We start from the raw sequence: 23,433 nt of genomic DNA on the forward strand, positions 1-23,433 counted from the left end.
CATGGAGAACAATCAGCCCATTATCGTCAAACGCGTCAAGCGCTTTGGCGACGGCCATCACGGTGGCGCCTGGAAGATCGCCTTCGCCGACTTCGCCACGGCGATGATGGCGTTCTTCCTGGTGCTCTGGCTGCTGTCCACGGCCACGCCGGAACAGAAGATCGCCATTGCCGGTTACTTCAAGGACCCGATCGGCTTCTCCGAAAGCGGCACGCCCTATGTCATCGACCTGGGTGGCTCGCCCCAGCTGGCGCCGGAAAAGACCATTCACCCGGAATCGAAGTCCGAGCCGACCCCCGACACCAGCCTGCAACTGGACAAGGACAAGGTCGAGACCATGGCCGAGCAGGTCGAGCGTGAGCGCCTGGAGCTGCTGCTGCAGGAACTGCAGAACAAGGTCGAGGAAAATCCCCAGCTGCAGAAGTTCAAGGACCAGATCCTCTTCGAGATCACCCAAGACGGCCTGCGCATCCAGATCATGGACGCCGAGAACCGGCCGATGTTCGACCTGGGCAGCGCCCGTTTGCAGCCGTACTTCGAAGACATCCTGCTGGCCATGGCCGACACCATCAAGGCGGTGCCGAACAAGATCAGCATCAGCGGCCATACCGATGCCAAGCCGTACGCCGGCACCGGTGAGTTCGGCAACTGGGAGCTTTCGGCCAACCGCGCCAATGCCGCACGGCGTGCGCTGGTCGCCGGGGGCTACCCGGACGCCCAGGTCGCCCGGGTGGTCGGTTATGCCTCGTCGTCGTTGTTCGACCGGGCCAACCCGCTCAATCCGGTCAACCGCCGCATCGATATCATCGTCCTGACCAAGAAGGCCCAGCGCAGCATCGAGGGCGAGCAGACCCCGCCCGCCGCGCCGGCAGGCAGTCCGCCGGGTGCCAGTGCGCCGGCGTCGGGCGCTGCACAGGCCCCGGCAACCGCGGCGGCGAGCGAGCCAGAGCCGATGCAGCCACGGGAGCTGCGGCAGAAGCTGAACATCTTCGAAGATGGCGTGCTGAAGATGGATGAAAACAAGGAGTAGTCCAGCGCCAGGACGACAACGCCCGTGAACAGCAATGTTCACGGGCGTTGTGCATTTCGGGTGGTCAGAAACCGCGGCGGATCTTGGCTTTCAGGTCGGCGTGGAAGAAGTCGGCATTGGCCCGGTTGGTGGCATTGGCCTCGCTGCTGTCCTCGGTGATCGCGCGCTTGAAGGTCTGTTCATCGTGGTAGGCGCGCACGTACAGGTCGATGTGCTCGCGTGAGCTCATGATCGGCCACTTCTCCAGGTAGCCGGGCAGCGGGCTTTCACCGCACTGGAACAGTGAGGCGCGGCGATGGGTGAGGGTCGCGGCCCCCAGTTGAAAAGGCACCCACCAGGCATCGGCGTTCTCCTGGGAAAGCACGGCGATCAGATGGGTGCAGTTGCTGAGGTTACGGCTGACCTGGCCGCTGATATCGTCGGTGGTCTGGTGGGTACCACTGTCGAACAGGTCCAAATGGGTCGGGATGCCTTCGAGCTTCAGGCGCTCGTTGATGATGAAGGCATCGAGGCGTTCCTGGTGGCGATAGCTGATGAACACAGGCATCAGGCGCGACCTCCTGCGGCACAGGCAAGGCGGGAGATGGGCAAGGATGTGATTGTCATTGTTGATTCCTTTCATGCGCAGGGCATGGTGATGGTTCGCGTCGTGCTGGCGAACCTGAAAGGCGACAATCAGTGAAAGCATTGATGACAGCAAGGGACCACCCGTAATCAAGAGTGATCCTACTGCGGCTGGTAACTTTTCTTGCAGATAAGCCCTACAGGCAGAGGGGATGAGGCTCTTGGCGAGCCTCTCGGCGTCATCTCAATAGGTGTCTTGAGGCAGGCTGGCGATGATCGAACGGTAGCTGTTCATCCGTTGCTGCTGGACACGGCCGTCTTCCAGGGCCTTGAGCAGGGCGCAGCCCGGCTCGCGGTCGTGCTTGCAGTCGCGGAAGCGGCAGGTGCCGAGCAGCTCGCTGAACTCGATGAAGCCGGCCTCGACATCGGCGCGGCTGACGTGGACCAGGCCGAACTCGCGAATCCCCGGCGAGTCGATCAGTTCACCGCCACCCGGGAAGTGATAAAGGCGCGCAGTCGTAGTGGTGTGCGTACCCTGGCCGGACCATTCGGAAAGATCGCCCACCCGCGTCTGCACATCGGGCAGCAGGCTGTTGACCAGCGACGACTTGCCGACCCCGGACTGACCGACGAACACGCTGATGTGACCATCCAGTTGCGCCTGCAGTTGCTGCATGCCGTCGCCGTGGTGGGCGGAGACCTCCAGCACGGGATAACCCAGTTGCCGGTACACCGCCAGCAGCGCGTTGAGCGCCGGGGCGTTCTGTTCGTTGATCAGGTCGGCCTTGTTGAGCAGCAGCAAGGGGCGGATGCCGGCGTGCTCGGCCGCCACCAGGTAGCGGTCGATCAGGTTGGCGTGGGGCTCTGGCGCCGGGGCAAAGACGATCACGATCAGGTCGACGTTGGCCGCCACCGGCTTGAGCTGGCCACGGCTGTCGGGGCGGCACAGTTCGGTGCTGCGCGGCATCTGCGCGACGATCACGCCGATACCCTGGTTGCCGGCGCGCCAGACCACCCGGTCGCCGGTGACCAGGGCCGGCAGGTTGGCGCGCAGGTGGCAGCGGAATACCTGGCCGGCCTCTTCGCCGTCCTGGGCCTCGACCTCGACCTGCACGCCAAAGTGGGCGATGACCAGGCCCAGCTGTTCCGGCCCGAGGTCACCGCCTTCGAGCTCCTTCAGGGCCTGTTGTTCGCGTTTGGCGGCGCGGGCAGCGCGTTCACCCTGGATTTTTTCGATCCGCCAGTTCTGGCGGCGATTGAGCTGGCGTTTGGCCATGAAGGTTCCGTGTTCGACAAGCATTATTAAACGGCGAAGAGTTTAGCACGCTCCACTAGGCTAAACTGCGCTCCTACCGAGGAGCAGAATCATGCAGAACCCACAGAACCTGATCTGGATCGACCTGGAAATGACCGGTCTGGATCCGGACCACGACGTCATCATCGAGATGGCCACCATCGTCACCGACAGTGACCTGAACACCCTGGCCGAAGGCCCGGTGATCGCCATTCACCACAGCGACGAAGTGCTGGCGCGCATGGACGAGTGGAACACCCGCACCCACGGCGCGTCGGGCCTGACCCAGCGCGTGCGCGACAGCAAGGTGAGCATGGCCGAAGCCGAGGCGCAGACCATCGCCTTCCTCGAGCAATGGGTGCCCAAGGGCAAGTCGCCGATCTGCGGCAACAGCATCTGCCAGGACCGCCGTTTCCTGTATCGCCACATGCGTGGCCTGGAAACCTACTTCCACTACCGCAACCTCGATGTCTCGACCCTCAAGGAGCTGGCTGCGCGCTGGGCGCCGGAGGTTCGCGACAGCTTCAAGAAGGGCAACACCCACCTGGCGCTGGATGACATCCGCGAGTCGATCAACGAGCTTCGCCACTACCGCGAGCACTTCATCAAGCCTTTCGCCAAGCCTTGATACAGACGCCGCGGGGTTGTCTGCACAATCCACGCGGCGCCCTCTTTTGGTGCTTGAGGCAACTGGTTAGACTGCGCGCCCTTTTGCACGGATCTGCGCCATGTTGTTGATGCTCTACCTCATTGCCATCACCGCCGAAGCCATGACCGGCGCGCTGTCTGCCGGGCGCCGCGGCATGGACTGGTTTGGCGTGGTGCTGATCGCCTGCATCACCGCCCTGGGCGGCGGGTCGGTGCGCGACGTGTTGCTGGGGCATTACCCGCTGACCTGGGTCAAGCACCCGGAATACCTGGTACTGACCAGCTTTGCTGCGCTGATGACCATCTTCATCGCGCCATTGATGCGCCATTTGCGCTCATTGTTCCTGGTGCTCGATGCGCTGGGGCTGGTGGCCTTTACCCTGATCGGTTGCATGACCGCATTGGAGATGGGGCAGGGGATGCTGGTGGCATCCATCAGCGGGGTGATCACCGGGGTGTTTGGCGGAATCCTGCGGGATATCTTCTGTAACGATATTCCGCTGATCTTCCGCCGGGAGCTGTATGCCAGCGTGTCCTTCGCGGCGGCCTGGTTCTACCTGGGCTGCGTCTACTTCAAGGTGCCTGGCGAGCAGGCGATCCTGCTGACCCTGTTCGGTGGCTTCCTGCTGCGCCTGCTGGCCATTCGTTTTCACTGGGAAATGCCGAAGTTTCATTACAACGACGAGCATTGATCGGCGTTCTGGCCACATCGCCGGCATTGCCGGCTCCCACAGGAATTTCCGTCTGTCTGCGATGACCTTGTGGGAGCAACTGTCTTTGTGGGAGCTGGCGCAGCCTGCGAACGACTGCGCAGCAGTCGCAATCGGTTCAGCTCGGTGGGTCTGAAGGAATTGCGTCGACAGGTTTTGCGGCCGTTTCACGGCCGATCGCAGCCTGGCGGCAGCTCCCACAGATACCCGGCAATCGCCTACCGACCGTAGGAGCTGGCGCAGCCTGCGATCGGCTGCGCAGCAGTCGCAATCGGTTCAGCTCGGTGGGTCTGAAGGAATTGCGTCGACAGGTTTTGCGGCCGTTTCACGGCCGATCGCAGCCTGGCGGCAGCTCCCACAGATACCCGGCAATCGCCTACCGACCGTAGGAGCTGGCGTAGCCTGCGATCGGCTGCGCAGCAGTCGCAATCGGTTCAGCTCGGTGGGTCTGAAGGAATTGCGTCGACAGGTTTTGCGGCCGTTTCACGGCCGATCGCAGCCTGGCGGCAGCTCCCACAGATACCCGGCAATCGCCTACCGACCGTAGGAGCTGGCGTAGCCTGCGAAAGCCGCGCCGCGGTTTCAGCCAGGTTGCCGCTCGGCATGTTGGCGCAGCGCCCATGCCACATGCTCGCGCACCAGCTCCGACGGGTAGTCCTGCCGCGCCTTGAGCGCCTCCAGTACCGGGATGGTCGACGGCGCGTTGCCCAGTCCCACCGCCAGATTGCGTAGCCAGCGTTCGTAGCCGGCCCGACGTAGTGGCGAGCCTTCGGTGTTGCCGAGGAAGGTGGCCTCATCCCACATGAACAGCTGCGCAAGGTCGGCGCTGTCCAGGTTGTGCCGGGGCTGGAAGTCGCTCTCGCCGGTGGGCCGGGCGAAACGGTTCCACGGGCAGACGATCTGGCAGTCGTCGCAGCCGAACACCCGGTTGCCGATCAGGGCGCGCAATTCTTCCGGAATGGCGTTTTTCAGCTCGATGGTCAGGTAGGAGATGCAGCGCCGCGCATCCAGCACGTACGGACCGACGAAGGCGCCGGTGGGGCAGATGTCCAGGCAGGCGCTGCAACGGCCGCAATGCTCGCTGGCCTGTGGCGGATCGACCGGTAGCGGCAGGTCGACGAACAGTTCGGCGAGAAAGAAGTAACTGCCGGCCTTGCGATTGAGCAGCAGGGTGTTCTTGCCGATCCAGCCCAGGCCGGCCTGTTCGGCGATGGCTTTTTCCAGCACCGGAGCACTGTCGACGAAGGCGCGAAAGCCGAACGGGCCGATTTCCTTCTGGATGCGCTCGGCCAGGTGCTGCACGCGCTTGCGGATCAGCTTGTGGTAGTCGCGGCCCAGGGCATAGCGGGAAATGTAGGCCTTCTGCGGATGGGCCAGTTGCTGGGCCATGCGGGTGTCGCCGGGCAGGTAGTCCATGCGCAGGGAGATCACGCGCAGGGTGCCCGGCACCAGTTCGTCCGGGTGCGAGCGCTTGCTGCCATGGGCGCCCATGTAGTCCATTTCACCGTGGTAGCCAGCTGCCAGCCAGCGCTCCAGGTGCTGCTCGTGCTCGGCCAGGTCCACCCCGGCGATACCGACATGGGCAAAGCCGAGTTCTTTGCCCCATTGCTTTATGGCGTGGGCAAGTGCAGGAAGATCGGGAGCAACAGGCATGGGAAATAAGGCAACACGGACTCAGGTGCGTATAATTCTGCCAGACATCGGAGCCTTTGACCCATGCCTCAGACCAAACACCCGACCAACCAGGCAAGAATCCTCACCCGCAGTACCCTGGTGCCCCTCGCGCCGCGCCAGCTTTCGGCGCAGAAAGGTGACTTCGGCCATGTGCTGGTGATCGGCGGCGACTGTGGCACGGGCGGCGCGGTCCTGCTCAGTGCCGAAGCGGCGTTGCGCTGTGGTGCCGGCCTGGTGTCACTGGCCACCCGTAGCGAGCATGTGCCGGCTGCCCTGGCGCGCTTGCCGGAGGTGATGAGCCTGGGCGTGCACTCGGCCAATCAGATGGTAACGCCGCTGGAGCGCGCATCAGTGCTGGTGGTCGGCCCCGGGCTTGGGCAGGCAGCGTGGGGGCGTAGCCTGCTGTCGGCGGCGGCCGGTGTGCAGATGCCCCAGGTGTGGGATGCCGACGCCCTCAACCTGCTGGCGCGCGCACCCTTGCCGCTGCACGCGGCCAGCATGATCACCCCGCACCCGGGCGAGGCCGCGCGGCTGCTGGGCATTTCCACCGAGGCGGTGCAGGCGGATCGAGCGGGCGCGGCGCGCAAACTGGCGCGCAAGTACGCGGTGGTCTGTGTGCTCAAGGGCGCGGGCACCCTGGTGGCCGATCCGGCCGGGCAACTGGCGCTGTGCGAGCGCGGGCATCCGGCCATGGCCGGGGCCGGCCTTGGCGATGTGCTCAGCGGTGTGCTGGCCGCCTTGCTGGCCCAGGGGATGTCGAGCTGGGATGCGGCCTGTCTCGGTGTCTGGCTGCACGCCTGCGCCGGTGAGCGCCTGGGCGAGCAGGGTCGTGGATTGGCTGCCAGTGATCTGGTTCCGGTCATTCGTCATTTATTGGAGGAGCATTCAGCGTGTCAGGTGTAACCCTGTTTCTGGCCGACGAAGCGGCCACCGTCGACTTCGGCAAGCGTATCGCCGAAGTGACCAAAGGCCACGGCGTGATTTTTCTTGAAGGCGACCTGGGGGCGGGCAAGACCACCCTGTCGCGCGGCATCATCCGCGGCCTTGGGCACACCGGCGCGGTCAAGAGCCCGACCTTCACCGTGGTCGAGCCCTACACGATCGGCGATACCCACGCCTACCACTTCGACCTCTACCGCCTGGTCGACCCGGAGGAGCTGGAGTTTCTCGGTATCCGCGACTATTTCGAGGGCGATGCGCTGTGCCTGTTCGAATGGCCCGAAAAAGGGGCGGGTATTTTGCCAAAGCCCGACCTGACCATTACCATAAGCCCCCAGGCGGGCGGTCGTTCGCTCAAGCTGTCGCCGCAGGGGGCGCGTGGCGAAGCCTGGTGTGCCGTTCTGGCCTTGGAATTCAAATAGAAAATGGGGATAGGTATGCGCATTCGCGCAGTGGTTGCGGTCGTAGGATTGCTGCTTACGGCGGTAACTGTTGATGCTCTGGCCGCCGTCACGCAAGTCAAAAGCATGCGTTTGTGGCGAGCGCCGGATAACACACGGCTGGTGTTCGACCTCTCGGGGCCGGTTCAGCACAGCGTGTTTACCCTGAGTGCCCCGGATCGCCTGGTCATCGACATCAACGGTGCGACCCTGGCCGCCCCGTTGACGGTATCGACCTCCAACACCCCGATTACCAGCGTGCGCTCGGCCCAGCGCACGCCTACCGACCTGCGCGTGGTGGTCGACCTGAACAAGTCGGTCACCCCCAAGAGCTTTATCCTGACGCCGAACGCCCAGTACGGCAACCGCCTGGTGGTCGACCTGTATGACCAGGCCGCGGATGCCGCGCCGCCGCCACCGACCCCGGCCTCTCCGGTTGCCACCGCCCCGGCCGTGCCGGTCACACCTGCGCAGCCGGCGATCAAGCTCACTCCGGTTCCTAGCGGCAAGCGTGACATCGTCATTGCCATCGACGCCGGCCATGGCGGCGAAGACCCGGGTGCTTCCGGCTCCAGGGGGCAGCATGAGAAAGACATCGTGCTGCAGATCGCCAAGGAGCTGCAGCGCCAGATCAACAGCGAGAAAGGGTTCCGCGCCGAACTGACGCGTACCGGCGACTACTTCATTCCGCTGCGCAAACGTACCGAGATCGCCCGCAAGAAGGGCGCCGACCTGTTCATCTCGATCCACGCCGACGCCGCGCCGTCCAAGGCCGCCTTCGGCGCCTCGGTGTTCGCCCTGTCCGACCGTGGTGCAACCTCCGAGACCGCGCGCTGGCTGGCCGACAGCGAAAACCGTTCGGACCTGATCGGCGGTGCCGGCAACGTCAGCCTCGACGACAAGGACCGCATGCTCGCGGGTGTACTGCTCGACCTGTCGATGACCGCATCGCTCAGTTCCAGCCTGAACGTCGGGCAGAAGGTCCTGGGTAACATGGGCCGGGTCACGCCGCTGCACAAGCGCCGGGTCGAACAGGCAGGCTTCATGGTGCTGAAGTCTCCGGATATCCCGTCGATCCTGGTGGAAACCGGCTTCATCTCCAACGCCAACGAGGCGGCCAAGCTGGCCACCCCGAGCCACCAGCAGTCCCTGGCGCGCTCGATTCACAGTGGCGTGCGCCAGTTCTTCCAGCAGAACCCGCCGCCGGGCACCTACATCGCCTTCCTGCGTGACAGCGGCAAGATCGCCCAGGGGCCCCGCGAGCACAGTGTGCGTCCGGGCGAGACCCTGGCCATGATCGCGGTGCGCTACCAGGTCAACATTGCCAACCTGCGCTCGGCCAACAACCTCAAGACCGATGAATTGAAAGTCGGCCAGAGCCTGAGCATCCCCAGCACTGCCCTGGCGGCCCAGCAATGACTGGTAACGCCCGGATCGAGCTGCTCAGCCCGCGGCTGGCGAACCAGATCGCCGCCGGCGAGGTGGTCGAGCGCCCGGCATCGGTGATCAAGGAGCTGCTGGAAAACAGCCTGGACTCTGGTGCCCGGCGCATCGACGTGGAAGTCGAGCAGGGTGGCGTCAAGCTGCTGCGGGTGCGCGACGATGGCGGCGGCATTTCCGCCGACGACCTGCCCCTGGCCCTGGCCCGTCACGCCACCAGCAAGATCCGTGACCTTGAAGACCTGGAGCGGGTCATGAGCCTGGGCTTCCGGGGTGAGGCCCTGGCATCGATCAGCTCGGTGGCGCGCCTGACCCTGACCTCGCGCACCCGCGACGCCGACCAGGCCTGGCAGGTGGAAACCGAAGGCCGCGACATGGCCCCGCGGGTACAGCCGGCGGCGCACCCGGTCGGTACCTCGGTGGAAGTACGCGACCTGTTCTTCAACACCCCGGCCCGGCGCAAGTTCCTCAAGACCGAGAAAACCGAATTCGATCACCTGCAGGAAGTCATCCGGCGCCTGGCGCTGGCACGCTTCGATGTCGGTTTTCACCTGCGCCACAACGGCAAGAGCGTGCTCAGCCTGCACGAAGCCCATGACGATACCGCCCGTGCCCGCCGTGTGGCGGCGATTTGCGGCCCGGGCTTTCTCGAACAGGCGCTGCCGATCGAGGTCGAGCGCAACGGCCTGCACCTGTGGGGCTGGGTCGGCCTGCCGACCTTCTCGCGCAGCCAGGCCGACCTGCAGTACTTCTTCGTCAATGGCCGGGCGGTGCGCGACAAACTGGTCGCCCATGCCGTGCGCCAGGCCTATCGTGACGTGCTGTTCAATGGCCGGCACCCGACCTTCGTGCTGTTCTTCGAGGTCGACCCCACCGGTGTCGACGTCAACGTGCACCCGACCAAGCACGAAGTACGTTTTCGCGACGGGCGCATGGTCCATGACTTCCTGTACGGCACCCTGCACCGGGCGCTGGCCGATGTGCGTCCCGAAGATCAACTGGCCGCACCGGCGGCCAGCAGCGAGATTGTCCGTCCCAGCGGCCTGCAGGCGGGCGAATTCGGGCCCCAGGGCGAAATGCGCCTGGCCGCCAACGTGCTCGAGCAGCCTGTGGCCGCGCCGGGTGCCCGGCCAATGGCGGGCAGCAATGGCAGCGGTGCGGGCAGCAGCTATCAGTACCAGTACACCCCGCGCCCGGCCCAGCCGGTGCCGGCCGCCGAGGCGCAGAGTGTCTATCGTGAGTTCTTCGCGCCACTGAACGACACCGCGCCTGCCGCGCTGCCCGACAGCCAGGGCGATATTCCGCCGCTGGGCTACGCCCTGGCGCAGCTCAAGGGCATCTACATCCTCGCCGAGAATGCCGTGGGTCTGGTGCTGGTAGACATGCATGCGGCCCACGAGCGCATCATGTACGAGCGCCTGAAAGTGGCCATGGCCAGCGAAGGCCTCAGCGGCCAGCCGCTGCTGGTGCCCGAGTCCCTGGCCCTGAGCCAGCGCGAGGCCGATTGCGCCGAGGAGCATGCCGAGTGGTTCCAGCGCCTGGGCTTCGAACTGCAGCGCCTGGGCCCGGAAAGCCTGGCAATCCGCCAGATTCCGGCACTGCTCAAGCAGGCCGAGGCCAACCGCCTGGTCCAGGACGTGCTGGCCGACCTGATGGAGTACGGCACCAGCGACCGTATCCAGGCGCACCTGAACGAACTGCTCGGCACCATGGCCTGCCACGGCGCCGTTCGCGCCAACCGGCGCCTGGCGCTGGCAGAAATGAACGGCCTGCTGCGTGACATGGAAAACACCGAGCGCAGCGGTCAATGCAACCATGGCCGGCCGACCTGGACCCAACTGGGCCTGGACGATCTGGACAAACTGTTCCTGCGCGGTCGATAAGATGAGTGGCAAACCTCCCGCGATATTCCTGATGGGCCCGACCGCGGCGGGCAAGACCGACCTTGCCATCGAGCTGACCAAGGTGCTGCCGTGCGAGCTGATCAGCGTCGATTCGGCGCTGGTCTACCGGGGCATGGACATCGGCACCGCCAAGCCTTCGAAAGAAATACTGGCCGCCCATCCGCACCGCCTGATCGACATTCTCGATCCGGCCCAGAGCTATTCGGCCGCCGAGTTTCGCCGTGATGCCCTGGAAGCCATGGCCGAGATCACTGCGCGCGGCAATATTCCGCTGCTGGTCGGTGGCACCATGTTGTATTACAAGGCGTTGCTCGAAGGCCTGGCCGATATGCCGGCTGCCGATGCGCAGGTGCGCGCCGAGCTGGAAGAAGAGGCCGCGCGCCTCGGTTTGCAGGCGTTGCACCAGCAATTGGCGGCGGTCGACCCGGAATCGGCGGCGCGCATTCACCCCAATGACCCCCAGCGCCTGATTCGTGCGCTGGAGGTTTATCGGGTCAGTGGCATGAGCATGACGGCACATCGCCAGCGTCAATCGGCTGAAAGTAGCGTCGCAGGCGCTTCGGGAGCCGGTCATTTGCCCTATACTGTCGCCAGCCTGGCCATAGCGCCAAACGATCGTCACGTACTGCATGAGCGGATTGCGCTACGATTTGGGCAAATGCTGGAACAGGGCTTCGTTGACGAGGTCCGATTGCTGCGAGCCAGAAGTGACTTGCACGCGGGACTGCCGTCTATACGGGCGGTTGGTTATCGCCAGGTCTGGGATCACCTTGATGGCAAGTTGACATCGGTGGAAATGCAGGAGCGCGGCATTATTGCCACTCGCCAACTGGCGAAACGGCAATTCACCTGGTTGCGTAGTTGGGCTGACCTGCACTGGCTGGACAGCCTGGCTTGCGACAATCTGTCTCGCACCTTGAAATACCTGGGATCGGTCTCCATATTGGGCTGAGTCCTTGCAATTGCCGTCTATCCTTGGGGGTGGGGCGGCTTGAGCCATTACATTTTCTTTGAATTTTTTTACTATTGATCCTTACAGGAGTGCGGCATATGTCAAAAGGGCATTCGCTACAAGACCCTTACTTGAATACTTTGAGAAAAGAGAAAGTTGGGGTTTCGATCTATCTGGTCAACGGCATCAAGCTGCAAGGCACGATCGAATCCTTCGACCAGTTCGTGATCCTGCTGAAAAACACCGTCAGCCAGATGGTTTACAAGCACGCCATCTCGACCGTCGTTCCAGTGCGTCCGATCCGTCTGCCAAGCGCATCCGAATCCGAGCATGGCGACGCTGAGCCAGGTAACGCCTGATAGGAGTCTGCTTTGTTCTTTGAGCGCCACGGTGGTGGTGAACGGGCGGTCCTCGTTCACTTGGAAGGTCAGAACCCTGAGGCGCGCGAAGATCCGCAGGAGTTTCAGGAGCTGGCACTGTCGGCTGGGGCCGATATTGTCGCGTTCGCCAATGTGGCGCGACATCAGCCCACCGCCAAATACCTGATTGGCAGCGGCAAGGTCGAGGAACTGCGCGACCTGGTCAAAGCCGAACAGGTTGATTTGGTGATTTTCAATCACACCCTCACACCCAGTCAGGAACGTAACCTCGAGCGAGTCTTCGAGTGTCGCGTGCTTGACCGCACCGGTCTGATTCTCGACATCTTCGCCCAGCGGGCGCGTACCCATGAAGGTAAGCTGCAGGTCGAACTGGCCCAGCTCGAATACATGAGCACGCGGCTGGTCCGCGGCTGGACGCACCTTGAGCGGCAAAAAGGCGGTATCGGCCTGCGCGGCCCGGGTGAAACCCAGCTGGAAACCGACCGCCGACTGCTGCGGGTACGCCTGCGCCAGATCAAGTCGCGGCTGGAGAAAGTGCGCAGCCAGCGCGAGCAGGCGCGCCGGGGCCGCAAGCGTGCGGATATCCCGTCGGTGTCCCTGGTGGGCTATACCAACGCCGGCAAGTCGACGCTGTTCAATGCCCTGACCGAATCGGAGGTCTACGCCGCCGACCAGCTGTTCGCCACCCTCGACCCGACCTTGCGCCGCCTCGAGCTCGACGATGTCGGGCCGATCGTCCTGGCCGACACCGTGGGCTTCATTCGTCATCTGCCGCACAAGCTGGTGGAGGCGTTTCGAGCTACGCTCGAAGAGTCGAGCAACTCCGACTTGCTGTTGCATGTGATCGACGCCCATGAGCCTGATCGCATGGAGCAGATCGAGCAGGTCATGGCGGTGCTGGGGGAGATTGGTGCAGAAGGCTTGCCGATCCTCGAGGTCTATAACAAACTCGACTTGCTCGAAGGTGTCGAGCCGCAGATCCAGCGCGATGCCGACGGCAAGCCGCAGCGGGTCTGGGTCTCGGCGCGTGATGGGCGTGGCCTGGAGCTGGTGGGGCAGGCGATCGCCGAGTTGCTGGGGGATGACCTGTTTATTGGAACCTTGCGCCTTGGACAGCGTTTCGCACGATTGCGCGCGCAGTTCTTCGCCGCAGGTGCGGTGCAGGGCGAAGAGCATGACGATGAAGGCGGCAGCCTTCTGGCCATACGCCTGTCCCGGGTCGAGTTCAATCGCCTGGTCAGTCGCGAAGGCCTGAAGCCAGTGGAATTCATCGAGCAACACACTTTGCAATAAAAGCCCGGCGACGCGGCCGGGCAGCCGTGACAGGCATTCTGTAGCATTGGACGGCGCGCCGTGGGTGCGTCTTTGCTTTATCAGATGGAGAGCGCTATGGCTTGGAATGAGCCGGGTGGCAACTCGAACAATCAGGATCCCTGGGGCGGGCGCCGTGGTGGCGACAAGAAAGGGCCACCGGATCTCGACGAGGCCTTCCGCAAGCTGCAGGACAGCCTGAACGGCATGTTCGGCAGCGGCAAGAAACGCGGTGGAGACAGCATCGGCAAGGGCGGTGGCTTCGGCCTGCTCGGTGTCGGGCTGGCCGTGCTGGCAGCCATCTGGCTGTACAGCGCCGTGTATGTGGTCGACGAACAGGAGCAGGCAGTGGTGCTGCGCTTCGGCAAATACTACGAAACCGTAGGGCCGGGCCTGAACATCTACTTCCCGCCGATCGATCGCAAGTACATGGAAAACGTCACGCGCGAGCGTGCCTACACCAAGCAGGGGCAGATGCTCACCGAGGACGAGAACATCGTCGAGGTGCCGCTGACCGTGCAGTACAAGATCACCAACCTGCAGGATTTCGTGCTGAACGTCGATCAGCCTGAAGTCAGCCTGCAGCACGCGACCGACAGTGCCCTGCGCCACGTGGTGGGTTCCACCGCCATGGACAAGGTGCTGACCGAAGGTCGTGAACAGATGGCCGTGGAAATCAAGGAGCGCCTGCAGCGTTTCCTCGATACCTACCGTACCGGCATCACCGTCACCCAGGTCAACGTCCAGAGCGCGGCAGCCCCGCGTGAAGTGCAGGAAGCCTTCGACGACGTGATCCGTGCCCGCGAAGACGAGCAGCGTGCCCGCAACCAGGCCGAGTCCTACGCCAATGGCGTGGTGCCGGAAGCCCGCGGTCAGGCCCAGCGGATCATCGAGGACGCCAACGGTTACCGCGACGAAGTCGTCTCCCGCGCCAAGGGTGAGGCCGACCGCTTCACCAAGCTGGTCGCCGAGTACCGCAAGGCCCCTGAGGTGACCCGTCAGCGCCTGTACCTGGATACCATGCAGGAAGTCTACAGCAACACCAGCAAGGTCCTGGTTTCCGGCAAGGATGGCCAGAGCAATCTGCTTTACCTGCCGCTGGACAAGATGGTCGAAGGCAGTCGCACCAGCAGCGCCCCGGTCAGCAGCGTGCCGGTCTCGGTCAACGATGCGGCCAACCGCGCGGCGGCGGACCTGCAACAGCAGCAACAGCAGTTGCGTACTAGGGAGAGCCGCTGATGAGCAATAAATCGCTGATCGCCCTGATCGTCGGCGTCGTGCTGGCGATCGTGGCCTGGAACAGCTTCTACATCGTGGCCCAGACCGAACGCGCGGTATTGCTGCAATTCGGTCGCGTGGTCCAGGCCGATGTCCAGCCTGGCCTGCATGTGAAGGTTCCCTACGTCAACCAGGTGCGCAAGTTCGACGCCCGCCTGATGACCCTGGACGCCCCGACCCAGCGCTTCCTGACCCTGGAAAAGAAAGCGGTGATGGTCGATGCCTACGCCAAGTGGCGGGTCAAGGATGCCGAGCGCTTCTACACTGCGACCTCGGGCCTCAAGCAGATTGCCGATGAACGTCTGTCGCGCCGTCTGGAAAGCGGCCTGCGTGACCAGTTCGGTAAGCGCACCCTGCACGAAGTGGTTTCCGGTGAGCGCGATGCGCTGATGGCTGACATCACTGCCTCGCTGAACCGCATGGCCAGCAAGGAGCTGGGCATCGAAGTGGTCGACGTTCGCGTCAAGGCCATCGACCTGCCCAAGGAAGTGAACCGCAGCGTGTTCGAGCGCATGAGCACCGAGCGTGAGCGTGAAGCCCGCGAGCACCGCGCCAAGGGTAACGAGCTGGCCGAAGGTATTCGTGCCGACGCCGACCGTCAGCGCCGTGTCCTGCTGGCCGAAGCCTATCGCGAATCGGAAGAGACCCGCGGTGACGGCGATGCCCAGGCGGCGGCAATCTATGCCAAGGCCTACGGCCAGGACCAGGAGTTCTACGCCTTCTACCGTAGCCTCAAGGCCTACCGCGAGAGCTTTGCCAACAAGAGCGACGTACTGGTGCTCGACCCGAGCAACGAGTTCTTCCGCTTCATGGACAAGACCAAGCCGTAAGCAAGGTTGCACCCGCCGGGCGGTTAAAACGCCTGGCGGGGTGCTCCCGCGAGAAAACGGGTGTATGATGCGGCAGCCGGGAAATTCCCGGCTTTTTTGCGTCTGCAAGATCGAACGGCCGTAACCCGGCGCCGGTCTACAGAGCAGCCCAAGGTATTCGAGGGTATTGGCACGGCGGTCGCGCTGGAATCAGTGCTGCGCGCGTTGTTTGTCGATACCTGCTTCACTCAAGGCTTCGCCCGTGGGCAGGCCGCCCGGACCATAGGGGAAATGGCGTAATGGCAACGGTAGACCGCTGGCTGCTGCCAGATGGCATCGAAGAAGTACTGCCACCTGAGGCGACGCGCATCGAGATCGCGCGTCGCCAGGTGTTGGATCTGTTCCAGAGCTGGGGTTACGAGTTCGTCGTGACCCCGCATATCGAGTACCTGGAATCGCTGCTTACCGGTGCCGGCCAGGACCTGGATCTGCGCACCTTCAAGGTCATCGATCCGCAATCGGGGCGGCAGATGGGCTTTCGTGCCGACATCACCCCGCAGGTAGCGCGCATCGATGCGCACACCCTGCGCCGTGAAGGGCCGAGCCGCCTGTGCTATGCCGGCAGCGTGCTGCATGCCCAGCCACGGGCACTGTCGACCTCGCGCAGCCCGATCCAGCTCGGTGCCGAGCTGTATGGCGACGCCAGCCCGGTCAGCGATGTCGAGGTGATCAGCCTGATGCTGGCCATGCTGCAACTGGCCGATGTGCCGGATGTGCACATGGACCTCGGTCATGTCGGCATCTACCGCGGCCTGGCCCGTGCGGCCGGCCTGTCGGGCGCGGTCGAGCAACAACTGTTCGATGCCCTGCAGCGCAAGGCGATCGACGAAGTCATCGAACTGACCGCCAACCTGCCGGCGGACCTCGCTGGCATGCTGCGCTCGCTCACCGAGCTGTGCGGTGGCCGTGAAGTGCTGACCGAGGCGCGGGTACGCCTGGGCCGTGCACCGGCCGCGGTGCTGGCAGCCCTGGACGACCTGCTGGCCATCGCCGAGCGCCTGGCGGCACGTTATCCACAGCTGCCCCTGTATTTCGACCTGGGCGAGCTGCGCGGCTACCACTACCACACCGGTGTGGTGTTTGCCGTCTTCGTCCCGGGTGTCGGTCAGTCGATCGCCCAGGGCGGTCGTTACGACGACATCGGAGCGGACTTCGGCCGGGCACGCCCGGCTACCGGTTTCTCCACGGATTTGAAGACCCTGGTCACACTGGGGCGAGCCGAGGTGGTGTTGCCGTCTGGCGGGATCTGGATGCCCGACAGCAGCGACGCGGCACTCTGGCAGTTGGTCTGCCAATTGCGCAGTGACGGTCAGCGGGTGGTCCAGGCCTTGCCTGGGCAGCCACTGACTGCCGCCCTCGAGGCGGATTGCGATCGGCAATTGATTCAGCAAAACGGGCTTTGGCAGGTTCTGCCGCTGGCCATTTGAGTTTTCCCGCCGGTATCGACCGGCGCCAAGTTTGCGCGAATGAGGACAAGTGTTATGGGTAAGAATGTCGTAGTCCTGGGCACCCAGTGGGGTGATGAGGGCAAAGGCAAGATCGTCGATCTGCTGACCGAACATGCTGCCGCCGTAGTGCGCTATCAGGGCGGCCACAACGCTGGCCACACCCTGGTGATCGACGGTGAGAAGACCGTGCTGCACCTGATCCCGTCGGGCGTACTGCGCGAAGGCGTACAGTGCCTGATCGGCAACGGCGTGGTGGTTGCACCGGACGCCCTGCTGCGTGAAATCACCAAGCTGGAAGAGAAGGGCGTACCGGTGCGTGAGCGCCTGCGCATCAGCCCGTCCTGCCCGCTGATCCTGTCCTACCACGTGGCCCTGGACCAGGCCCGCGAAAAGGCCCGTGGCGAGCAGAAGATCGGCACCACCGGTCGCGGCATCGGCCCGGCCTACGAAGACAAGGTCGCCCGTCGCGGCCTGCGCATCGGTGACCTGTTCCACCGCGAGCGCTTCGCCGCCAAGCTCGGCGAGCTGCTGGACTACCACAACTTCGTGCTGGTCAATTACTACAAAGAGCCTGCCATCGACTTCCAGAAGACCCTGGACGAGTGCATGGAATACGCCGAGCTGCTCAAGCCGATGATGCTCGACGTCACCGCCGAGCTGCACAACCTGCGTCGCGCCGGCAAGGACATCATGTTCGAAGGGGCCCAGGGCTCGCTGCTGGACATCGACCACGGTACCTACCCGTACGTCACCAGCTCCAACACCACCGCAGGTGGCATCGCCACCGGTTCCGGCGTTGGCCCGATGTACCTGGACTACATCCTGGGTATCACCAAGGCCTACACCACCCGCGTTGGCTCGGGCCCGTTCCCGACCGAACTGTTCGATGACGTCGGTGCCTTCCTGGCCAAGCGTGGCCACGAGTTCGGTGCCACCACCGGTCGTGCCCGTCGTTGCGGCTGGTTCGACGCCGTCATCCTGCGTCGCGCCATCGACGTCAACAGCATCTCCGGCCTGTGCCTGACCAAGCTGGACGTGCTCGACGGCCTGGAAACCATCCGTATCTGCGTTGGCTACAAGAACGAGAACGGTGCCGTTATCGATGCCCCGACCGACGCCGACAGCTACATCGGCCTGGAGCCGGTGTACGAGGAAATGCCGGGCTGGAGCGAGTCGACCCTGGGCGCCAAGACCCTGGAAGAACTGCCGGCCAACGCCCGTGCCTACATCAAGCGCGTGGAAGAGCTGGTCGGTGCGCCGATCGACATCATCTCCACCGGCCCGGACCGCAACGAGACCATCGTCCTGCGTCATCCGTTTGCCTGATCGGCGATCGATGTAAAGACAAAGGCCCCTTCATAGGGGCCTTTGTCGTTTCTGCCTGCTGTTCGGCACAACCTTTGCTGTAAGAATCGCTCCAGGGATGCCATCACTTTAATGGCCCCAGTCGTAGAGGGTTCTTTCGTGTCAGCCGTTCTCTCACTGTTACGAAGCCGCCTGTTGCGGCCTGTCTTTGTTGCCCTTGGTATCGCTCTTTTGGTGCAGGTGCTGGTTGCCGTCGCGCTGACCCGGAGCACGGTCACCACCCTTGAAGCGGACCTGGGCAAGCGGTTGTCGGCCGACAGCCAGAAGTTATCCACAGAGCTTGAGCAGGCCGGGCGTGAAGTCAGCTCGGGGCTCGACAGCCTGTCTGCCAGCACTCGGCAGCGCTTGACCACCGGCTTGTCGAGCCGCCTGCAGGGCGAACAGGCCCAGCTGCGCGCGACCCTGGAGAAAAACCTCAAGGACTCGGCCAACGACATGGCTGAGCTGTTGGCCTCGGTGGCGCCGCGGGCCATGTGGGACAACGACATACCGACCCTCTCGGAGTTCTCGCGTCGTGCCCAGCGCAATCCCAACGTGCTGTTCGTGGTGTATGACGATGCCCAGGGCCAGCACCTGACCCGCTACCTGAACCGCCAGCACCCGGTGAACCAGGCCCTGCTGGAAAAAGGCCAGGGCGAACGGGCCTTGGACAAGGTGCTGGATGCTGCGCGCAATGACCCTTCGGTGTACTTCGTCGAAGCCTCGATCAACCCCAACGGCGTGGAAATCGGCAAGGTGCTGATGGGTGTGTCCACGGCAGCAGTGGATGCCGAACTCAAGGCCCTCGACCAGCGCTTCTCGGCGCTGATCGCCAGCGGTGATCAACTGGTCGGCGAGAGCCTGGTGGGCGCCGCGGCCGACAGCAACAAGGCCTTGCGCGCGCGCCTGGAGGCGGCTCAGGCCAGTGCCGCCGGCATGCAGGCTAATATCTCTCGCAGCGTTCAGGACGCCGCCGCGACCTTGCGCTGGAATATCGGCGTGGGCCTGGCCCTGGTGGGCCTTGGCGTACTGCTGGTGGTGGCTGTGGTGCTGGGTCGCCGGGTAGTGAACAAGCTTCGTCTGCTGATTGGTGCTTTGAATGACCTGGCCGCCGGCGAGGGCGACCTGACCAAGCGGGTGGCGATCGACAGTCGCGATGAAATCGGCGACATGGCCGCAGCGGTCAACCAGTTCGTCGACAAGCTCCAGCCCATCGTGCGCGAAGCCGGCGAGGTGGCCCAGCGTACCGGCATCGAGATCGGCGCCATGGCCCGGCGCAATGCCGGTGCCGATGCCGCCGCCGAACTGCAGCGCGACGAAGTGGCGGCCAGCCTGCGTGACCTGTCGACCATGGCCGATGAGGCCCAGGCGGAAAGCCAGGCTATGCAGTCGGCCTTGCAGCAGGTGGTGGATATTCGCCAGGCCACCGACGAGAACAGCCGCACCTCGACCCAGGTGGCCAAGCTGATCGAGGACCTCGCCGGCCAGGTCGAGACCGGTTCGCAAGTCATCGAGCGCCTGGCCCGGCAAAGCGAGCAGATCGAGGTGGTGCTGACGGTCATCCACGGGATTGCCGAACAGACCAACCTGTTGGCGCTCAACGCCGCCATCGAAGCGGCGCGGGCCGGTGAAACCGGGCGCGGCTTTGCCGTGGTTGCCGATGAGGTGCGGGCGCTGGCTAGCAAGACGCAGAGCTCGACCGGCGATATCCAGGCGCATATCGGTGCCCTGCAGCAAGGGGCGAAAGAGGCGGTGGCGGCGATCAGCCAGGCCGGGCGTCAGGCCAGCGAAGGTCTGCTGGTGCTGCGCGACAATGCGCGCCTGCAGCAGTCGGTACAGGCCTCGGTCGAGCAGGTGCATGCGGCCATTGGCCTGGCCACCCGTGCCGCCGAACAGCAGGCACATGGTGCGCAGGCCGTGCGTGGCCGGGTGCAGACGATCCATGAGCAGGCCGAGCGGGCTGCCGAAGTGGTCATGCAGACCACGGCCAGCAGCAAGGTGCTCGATGACCTGGCGGGGCAGCTCAAGGCCAGTCTCGGTCAATTTCGCGCCTGAAGACGCTGCCTGTAGGAGCGGGCTTGCCCCGCGATACGATGTGACTGACGCACCGCTATCGCGGGGCAAGCCCGCTCCTACAGAGCCCCTATCACGCGCGGTTGAGGTACATCCGCGTAGTCAGCAGGTACACCGGCAACCCAGACACTACAATCAACAGCGCCGCATAAGGCGCCGCCGCCGCGAACTCGACGTTGGCGGTGTGCGCCCAGACCTCGGTGGCCAGGGTGGTCATGCCGGTCGGGCTGAGCAGCAAGGTGGCCGTCAGCTCCTTCATGGCATCGAGGAACACCAGCGCGAAGGCTGCCGCCAGGGCTGGAAAGATGATCGGCAGGGTCACCCGGCAGAAAGCCTTGAACGGTGTGGCGCCAAGGGTGCGCGCGGCCTCTTCGAGCTGGGGTGCGGCCTTGTTCAGCGCCGTGCGCACCGGCGCCTGGGCCAGGGGCAGGAAGAGCAGGGCGTAGGCCAGCAGCAGCAACCCCGTGGTCTGGTACAGCGCGGGCACATAGTGCAAGGCGAAGTACACCAGCGTCAGGGCGATCACCAGCCCCGGCAGGGCGTGCAGCAGGTACGGCAGGCGTTCTGCCCAGATGGCCAGCCGGCCCTTGTAGCGCACCACCAGGAAGCTTACCGGCAGGGCCAGCAGCAGGCTCAACCCGGCGCCGCCCAGTGACAGCGACAGCGACGAGAACAGCGCGCGGCTGATGTCGGCAACCGGGAAGGCCGCCGACGAGCCGACGCTCAGCCAGTAACCGAGCATCCCCAGCGGAATGCCGCTTCCCAGCAGTGCCAGTACCAGGTAGAACAGCTGGCCCAGTGGCATCCAGCCACGCAGGCGAATAGGCGCGCCGCGCCGGGCCACGCCCTGGCCGATACGCACATGCCGCGCCTTGCCGCGGACCCGAAGCTCCAGCCAGAGCATCAACAGGCACATGAACAGCAGCACTGCCGACAGCATGGCGGCGTTGGCGTTGCTGAACTCCAGTTCGAACTGCTGGTAGATGGCGGTGGTGAAGGTCTGCAGGCCGAGGATCGACAGGGCGCCGAACTCCACCAGCATGTGCAGGGCGATCAGCAGGCTGCCACCGAGGATCGAGGGCCAGAGCAGCGGCAGGGTGATCCTGAAGAACACGCCCCAGCGATTTTGCCCAAGCGTGCGCGCCGACTCTTCCAAGGAGGTGTCGAGGTTGCGCAGGGTCGCCGCCACCGGCAGGAACACCAGCGGGTACTTGGACAGGCTCATCACCAGGATCGCACCGCCAAGGCCTTCGAAGCGCGGGCTCAGCGATACCCAGGTAAAGCCGCTGACAAAGGCTGGAACGGCAAACGGCAGGCACAGGATCACGCCCCACAGGCGCCGACCGGGCAGGTCGCTGCGCTCCAGCAGCCAGGCCAGGGCTAGGCCGAGCACGGCGCACACCACCGTCACCCCGACCATCAGCATCAGGGTGTTGCGCATCAGGCCCCAGACGAACGGGCGCCAGAGCAGGCGCAGCGCTTCGTGCCAGCCGGCCTGCCAGGCCTTGAGGCCGACATACAGCAGGGGCAACAGGCTCAAGGCCACCAGCAGCAGCACCGGAAGCACCACCCAGATCGAGGGGCGCTTGCGGCGTGGCACGAAACGGGTCAGCGCCTGTTCAGGCAGTGCGGCACTCATCAGAGCAGGCCGACTTCGCGTTCAAGCTCCAGGGCTTCCTCGGCGTTACCCAGGTCAGCCGGAGTGATCTTCGGCGGACGCAGGTCCTCGAACGGCTTGAGCCCCTGGTCCGAGACCATGCCCTTGTGCAGCGGGTACTCGGCGGTGGTACGGGTGATCACCCGCTGGCCTTCTTCGCTGGCCATCCAGGCCAGCAGGGCCTGGGCTTCCTTGGGATGCTTGCTGGCCTTGACGGCGGCGGCGCCGGAGATGGTCATCAGGCCGCCGACGTCGCCGTCGGCCAGGTAATAGAGCTTGGAGTCGAGTTGGCCGCGCTCTTTCTTCAGGGCGTACCAGTAATAGTTGTTGACCAGCACGGCGGCGACTTCGCCGTTTTCCACCGCCTTGAGGGCCACCATGTTGTTGGTGTAGGTCTTGCCGAAGGCCTTGAGGCCGGTCAGCCATTCTTCGGCGGCCTCGCGACCGTGCAGCTTGAGGATGGCCACGGCCTGCTCCTGGAAGGCGCCGCTGGTGGGCACGTAGCCGACCTTGCCTTCCCACTCGGGGCTGGCGAAGTCCATCACCGAGGGTGGCAGTTCTTTCTCGTCGATCACCTTGGGGTTGAAGGCGACCACGCGGGTGCGCGCGGTCACGCCCATCCAGGTGCCATTGCTGGCAACGAATTCCTTGGGCAGCATTTGCAGGGTCGAGTCGTCGATGGTTGCCAGCAGGCCCAGTTCGCCGAGGTTGTTCAGCGGTGGCGATTCTTCGGTGTAGATGACATCGGCAGGCGAGCGCTCGCCTTCTTCGATGATCTGGCTGGCCAGCTGGTTGCTGCTGCCCTTGCGGATGTTGATGTGGATACCGGTCTTGGCCTCGTAGGCCTTGGCGATGGCTTCGCCGATTTCCTTGTGCTGGCCGTTGTACAGGGTCAGGGTGACCGGTTCATCTGCCAGGGCGGCCGGAGCGCCGATCACCAGGCTCAGTACAGCGGCGGCCAGGGTGCGCATCAGCGTTTTCGGGCGGATCGTCATGCGGGTACTTCCTCGCTTACGGCTACATATTTAGAAACAATGGTAAACGAAATTGTTTCTCAAGTGGCCGCATGGCAAGAAATTCATGAGCAGACTATCGGATGACGTCGGGGCTGTAATTACGGGGGCTGGCGGGGGAGGGGTTAAATCGCAGGCAAGAAAAAACCCACTAGCAAGCTAGTGGGTTTTTATATGGTGCCCAGGAGAAGACTCGAACTTCCACGACCGTTAAGTCACTGATACCTGAAACCAGCGCGTCTACCAATTCCGCCACCTGGGCAAAGCTTTTACATCTACAGCATGAATCGTGTTGCTGAGTGACAGACAAATTTGCTATCTATCGCTCTAGAATACTTGGTGCCCAGGAGAAGACTCGAACTTCCACGACCGTTAAGTCACTGATACCTGAAACCAGCGCGTCTACCAATTCCGCCACCTGGGCACACATTCGTTGAGGTCACATATGCTTGGTAGCGTGATTCG

General features: G+C 64.0%; 20 protein-coding genes, 2 tRNA genes and 1 pseudogene. 16 read left to right on the forward strand and 7 right to left on the reverse strand.

Going from position 1 to position 23,433, the window contains the following annotated elements; translation table 11 throughout:
• Window position 1 precedes the first annotated feature (1 nt).
• Window positions 2-1,030 carry a flagellar motor protein MotB gene (gene motB / locus M2D63_RS13070; protein ID WP_285863344.1) on the forward strand — a complete coding sequence of 343 codons (1,029 nt, stop codon included), beginning with the start codon at window positions 2-4 and terminating at the stop codon, window positions 1,028-1,030.
• A gap of 64 nt (window positions 1,031-1,094) precedes the next feature.
• Here motB and M2D63_RS13075 read toward each other — a convergent pair whose 3' ends face one another.
• Together M2D63_RS13075 and rsgA are read right to left on the reverse strand one after the other, a co-directional pair.
• Window positions 1,095-1,577, reverse strand: a complete 483-nt coding sequence (locus tag M2D63_RS13075) for a toll/interleukin-1 receptor domain-containing protein (RefSeq protein ID WP_285863345.1) — start codon at window positions 1,575-1,577, stop codon at window positions 1,095-1,097.
• Window positions 1,578-1,838: 261 nt separating this feature from the next.
• The gene (rsgA, locus tag M2D63_RS13080) at window positions 1,839-2,870 is read right to left on the reverse strand and encodes a small ribosomal subunit biogenesis GTPase RsgA (RefSeq protein WP_285863346.1); all 1,032 of its coding nucleotides are present in this window, start codon (window positions 2,868-2,870) and stop codon (window positions 1,839-1,841) included.
• A gap of 91 nt (window positions 2,871-2,961) precedes the next feature.
• Between rsgA and orn the strand changes: the two genes are divergently transcribed.
• On the forward strand, window positions 2,962-3,516 hold the full coding sequence (gene orn, locus M2D63_RS13085) for an oligoribonuclease (protein ID WP_285863347.1): 555 nt from the start codon (window positions 2,962-2,964) through the stop codon (window positions 3,514-3,516).
• 100 nt (window positions 3,517-3,616) lie between these two features.
• On the forward strand, window positions 3,617-4,228 hold the full coding sequence (locus tag M2D63_RS13090) for a trimeric intracellular cation channel family protein (RefSeq protein ID WP_028945669.1): 612 nt from the start codon (window positions 3,617-3,619) through the stop codon (window positions 4,226-4,228).
• 600 nt (window positions 4,229-4,828) lie between these two features.
• Here M2D63_RS13090 and queG read toward each other — a convergent pair.
• Window positions 4,829-5,899 (reverse strand): tRNA epoxyqueuosine(34) reductase QueG, encoded by a 1,071-nt coding sequence (gene queG / locus M2D63_RS13095; protein ID WP_285863348.1) that lies wholly within the window; start codon window positions 5,897-5,899, stop codon window positions 4,829-4,831.
• A 63-nt stretch (window positions 5,900-5,962) separates the two neighbouring features.
• On the opposite strand from queG, the gene M2D63_RS13100 reads away from it, so the two are divergent.
• The 13 genes and pseudogenes from M2D63_RS13100 to M2D63_RS13160 all read left to right on the forward strand — a co-directional run bounded on the left by M2D63_RS13100 (window position 5,963) and on the right by M2D63_RS13160 (window position 20,280).
• Complete coding sequence (locus M2D63_RS13100) at window positions 5,963-6,823, forward strand: NAD(P)H-hydrate dehydratase (RefSeq protein WP_285863349.1); 861 nt, start codon at window positions 5,963-5,965, stop codon at window positions 6,821-6,823.
• Window positions 6,811-7,281: a tRNA (adenosine(37)-N6)-threonylcarbamoyltransferase complex ATPase subunit type 1 TsaE gene (gene tsaE, locus M2D63_RS13105; RefSeq protein WP_285863350.1), complete on the forward strand. Its 471-nt coding sequence runs from the start codon at window positions 6,811-6,813 to the stop codon at window positions 7,279-7,281. Before M2D63_RS13100 ends, tsaE begins: the two co-directional genes overlap by 13 nt.
• 3 nt (window positions 7,282-7,284) lie before the next feature.
• Window positions 7,285-8,718: an N-acetylmuramoyl-L-alanine amidase gene (locus M2D63_RS13110; RefSeq protein WP_285863351.1), complete on the forward strand. Its 1,434-nt coding sequence runs from the start codon at window positions 7,285-7,287 to the stop codon at window positions 8,716-8,718.
• Window positions 8,715-10,622 (forward strand): DNA mismatch repair endonuclease MutL, encoded by a 1,908-nt coding sequence (mutL, locus tag M2D63_RS13115; RefSeq protein WP_285863352.1) that lies wholly within the window; start codon window positions 8,715-8,717, stop codon window positions 10,620-10,622. Before M2D63_RS13110 ends, mutL begins: the two co-directional genes overlap by 4 nt.
• 1 nt (window position 10,623) lies before the next feature.
• A complete protein-coding gene (miaA, locus tag M2D63_RS13120) occupies window positions 10,624-11,595 on the forward strand; it encodes a tRNA (adenosine(37)-N6)-dimethylallyltransferase MiaA (protein WP_285863353.1) in 972 nt (323 codons plus the stop codon).
• Between the two features lie 98 nt (window positions 11,596-11,693).
• Window positions 11,694-11,954, forward strand: coding sequence for an RNA chaperone Hfq (gene hfq / locus M2D63_RS13125; protein ID WP_028945676.1), 261 nt, complete (start codon window positions 11,694-11,696; stop codon window positions 11,952-11,954).
• 12 nt (window positions 11,955-11,966) lie between these two features.
• A complete protein-coding gene (gene hflX, locus M2D63_RS13130) occupies window positions 11,967-13,268 on the forward strand; it encodes a ribosome rescue GTPase HflX (protein ID WP_285863354.1) in 1,302 nt (433 codons plus the stop codon).
• 96 nt (window positions 13,269-13,364) lie between these two features.
• Window positions 13,365-14,525, forward strand: coding sequence for an FtsH protease activity modulator HflK (gene hflK / locus M2D63_RS13135; protein WP_285863355.1), 1,161 nt, complete (start codon window positions 13,365-13,367; stop codon window positions 14,523-14,525).
• Complete coding sequence (hflC, locus tag M2D63_RS13140) at window positions 14,525-15,394, forward strand: protease modulator HflC (protein ID WP_285863356.1); 870 nt, start codon at window positions 14,525-14,527, stop codon at window positions 15,392-15,394. Before hflK ends, hflC begins: the two co-directional genes overlap by 1 nt.
• Before the next feature lie 278 nt (window positions 15,395-15,672).
• Window positions 15,673-16,860 (forward strand): ATP phosphoribosyltransferase regulatory subunit, encoded by a 1,188-nt coding sequence (locus tag M2D63_RS13145; protein WP_285863357.1) that lies wholly within the window; start codon window positions 15,673-15,675, stop codon window positions 16,858-16,860.
• 54 nt (window positions 16,861-16,914) lie between these two features.
• Window positions 16,915-18,207, forward strand: a complete 1,293-nt coding sequence (locus M2D63_RS13150; protein WP_285863358.1) for an adenylosuccinate synthase — start codon at window positions 16,915-16,917, stop codon at window positions 18,205-18,207.
• Between the two features lie 954 nt (window positions 18,208-19,161).
• Window positions 19,162-19,374 (forward strand): annotated as a pseudogene (locus M2D63_RS13155) (methyl-accepting chemotaxis protein); the annotation flags it as partial.
• A gap of 201 nt (window positions 19,375-19,575) precedes the next feature.
• Window positions 19,576-20,280: a methyl-accepting chemotaxis protein gene (locus M2D63_RS13160; RefSeq protein WP_405309999.1), complete on the forward strand. Its 705-nt coding sequence runs from the start codon at window positions 19,576-19,578 to the stop codon at window positions 20,278-20,280.
• Between the two features lie 91 nt (window positions 20,281-20,371).
• On the opposite strand, the gene M2D63_RS13165 is transcribed toward M2D63_RS13160, so the two are convergent.
• The 4 genes from M2D63_RS13165 to M2D63_RS13180 form a co-directional block, all read right to left on the reverse strand.
• A complete protein-coding gene (locus M2D63_RS13165) occupies window positions 20,372-21,937 on the reverse strand; it encodes an iron ABC transporter permease (protein ID WP_285863360.1) in 1,566 nt (521 codons plus the stop codon).
• On the reverse strand, window positions 21,937-22,950 hold the full coding sequence (locus tag M2D63_RS13170) for an extracellular solute-binding protein (protein ID WP_285863361.1): 1,014 nt from the start codon (window positions 22,948-22,950) through the stop codon (window positions 21,937-21,939). Before M2D63_RS13170 ends, M2D63_RS13165 begins: the two co-directional genes overlap by 1 nt.
• A gap of 193 nt (window positions 22,951-23,143) precedes the next feature.
• Window positions 23,144-23,230: transfer RNA gene (locus M2D63_RS13175), tRNA-Leu, on the reverse strand.
• Window positions 23,231-23,305: 75 nt separating this feature from the next.
• Window positions 23,306-23,392: transfer RNA gene (locus M2D63_RS13180), tRNA-Leu, on the reverse strand.
• Window positions 23,393-23,433: the final 41 nt, after the last annotated feature.

It is taken from the genome of Pseudomonas sp. BJa5 (genome assembly GCF_030272875.2).
GTDB lineage: Bacteria > Pseudomonadota > Gammaproteobacteria > Pseudomonadales > Pseudomonadaceae > Aquipseudomonas.

What these genes read in the sequence shown, in the direction of transcription:
- M2D63_RS13145 (WP_285863357.1), top strand. Translation starts at nt 15,673, where the DNA reads ATGGCAACGGTAGACCGCTGGCTGCTGCCAGATGGCATCGAAGAAGTA.
- motB (WP_285863344.1), top strand. Translation starts at nt 2, where the DNA reads ATGGAGAACAATCAGCCCATTATCGTCAAACGCGTCAAGCGCTTTGGC.
- hflK (WP_285863355.1), top strand. Translation starts at nt 13,365, where the DNA reads ATGGCTTGGAATGAGCCGGGTGGCAACTCGAACAATCAGGATCCCTGG.
- M2D63_RS13165 (WP_285863360.1), bottom strand. Translation starts at nt 21,937, where the DNA reads ATGAGTGCCGCACTGCCTGAACAGGCGCTGACCCGTTTCGTGCCACGC.
- M2D63_RS13110 (WP_285863351.1), top strand. Translation starts at nt 7,285, where the DNA reads ATGGGGATAGGTATGCGCATTCGCGCAGTGGTTGCGGTCGTAGGATTG.
- M2D63_RS13160 (WP_405309999.1), top strand. Translation starts at nt 19,576, where the DNA reads ATGGCCGATGAGGCCCAGGCGGAAAGCCAGGCTATGCAGTCGGCCTTG.
- M2D63_RS13090 (WP_028945669.1), top strand. Translation starts at nt 3,617, where the DNA reads ATGTTGTTGATGCTCTACCTCATTGCCATCACCGCCGAAGCCATGACC.
- M2D63_RS13100 (WP_285863349.1), top strand. Translation starts at nt 5,963, where the DNA reads ATGCCTCAGACCAAACACCCGACCAACCAGGCAAGAATCCTCACCCGC.
- miaA (WP_285863353.1), top strand. Translation starts at nt 10,624, where the DNA reads ATGAGTGGCAAACCTCCCGCGATATTCCTGATGGGCCCGACCGCGGCG.
- M2D63_RS13075 (WP_285863345.1), bottom strand. Translation starts at nt 1,577, where the DNA reads ATGCCTGTGTTCATCAGCTATCGCCACCAGGAACGCCTCGATGCCTTC.
- hfq (WP_028945676.1), top strand. Translation starts at nt 11,694, where the DNA reads ATGTCAAAAGGGCATTCGCTACAAGACCCTTACTTGAATACTTTGAGA.
- orn (WP_285863347.1), top strand. Translation starts at nt 2,962, where the DNA reads ATGCAGAACCCACAGAACCTGATCTGGATCGACCTGGAAATGACCGGT.
- M2D63_RS13150 (WP_285863358.1), top strand. Translation starts at nt 16,915, where the DNA reads ATGGGTAAGAATGTCGTAGTCCTGGGCACCCAGTGGGGTGATGAGGGC.
- rsgA (WP_285863346.1), bottom strand. Translation starts at nt 2,870, where the DNA reads ATGGCCAAACGCCAGCTCAATCGCCGCCAGAACTGGCGGATCGAAAAA.
- M2D63_RS13170 (WP_285863361.1), bottom strand. Translation starts at nt 22,950, where the DNA reads ATGACGATCCGCCCGAAAACGCTGATGCGCACCCTGGCCGCCGCTGTA.
- hflC (WP_285863356.1), top strand. Translation starts at nt 14,525, where the DNA reads ATGAGCAATAAATCGCTGATCGCCCTGATCGTCGGCGTCGTGCTGGCG.
- queG (WP_285863348.1), bottom strand. Translation starts at nt 5,899, where the DNA reads ATGCCTGTTGCTCCCGATCTTCCTGCACTTGCCCACGCCATAAAGCAA.
- mutL (WP_285863352.1), top strand. Translation starts at nt 8,715, where the DNA reads ATGACTGGTAACGCCCGGATCGAGCTGCTCAGCCCGCGGCTGGCGAAC.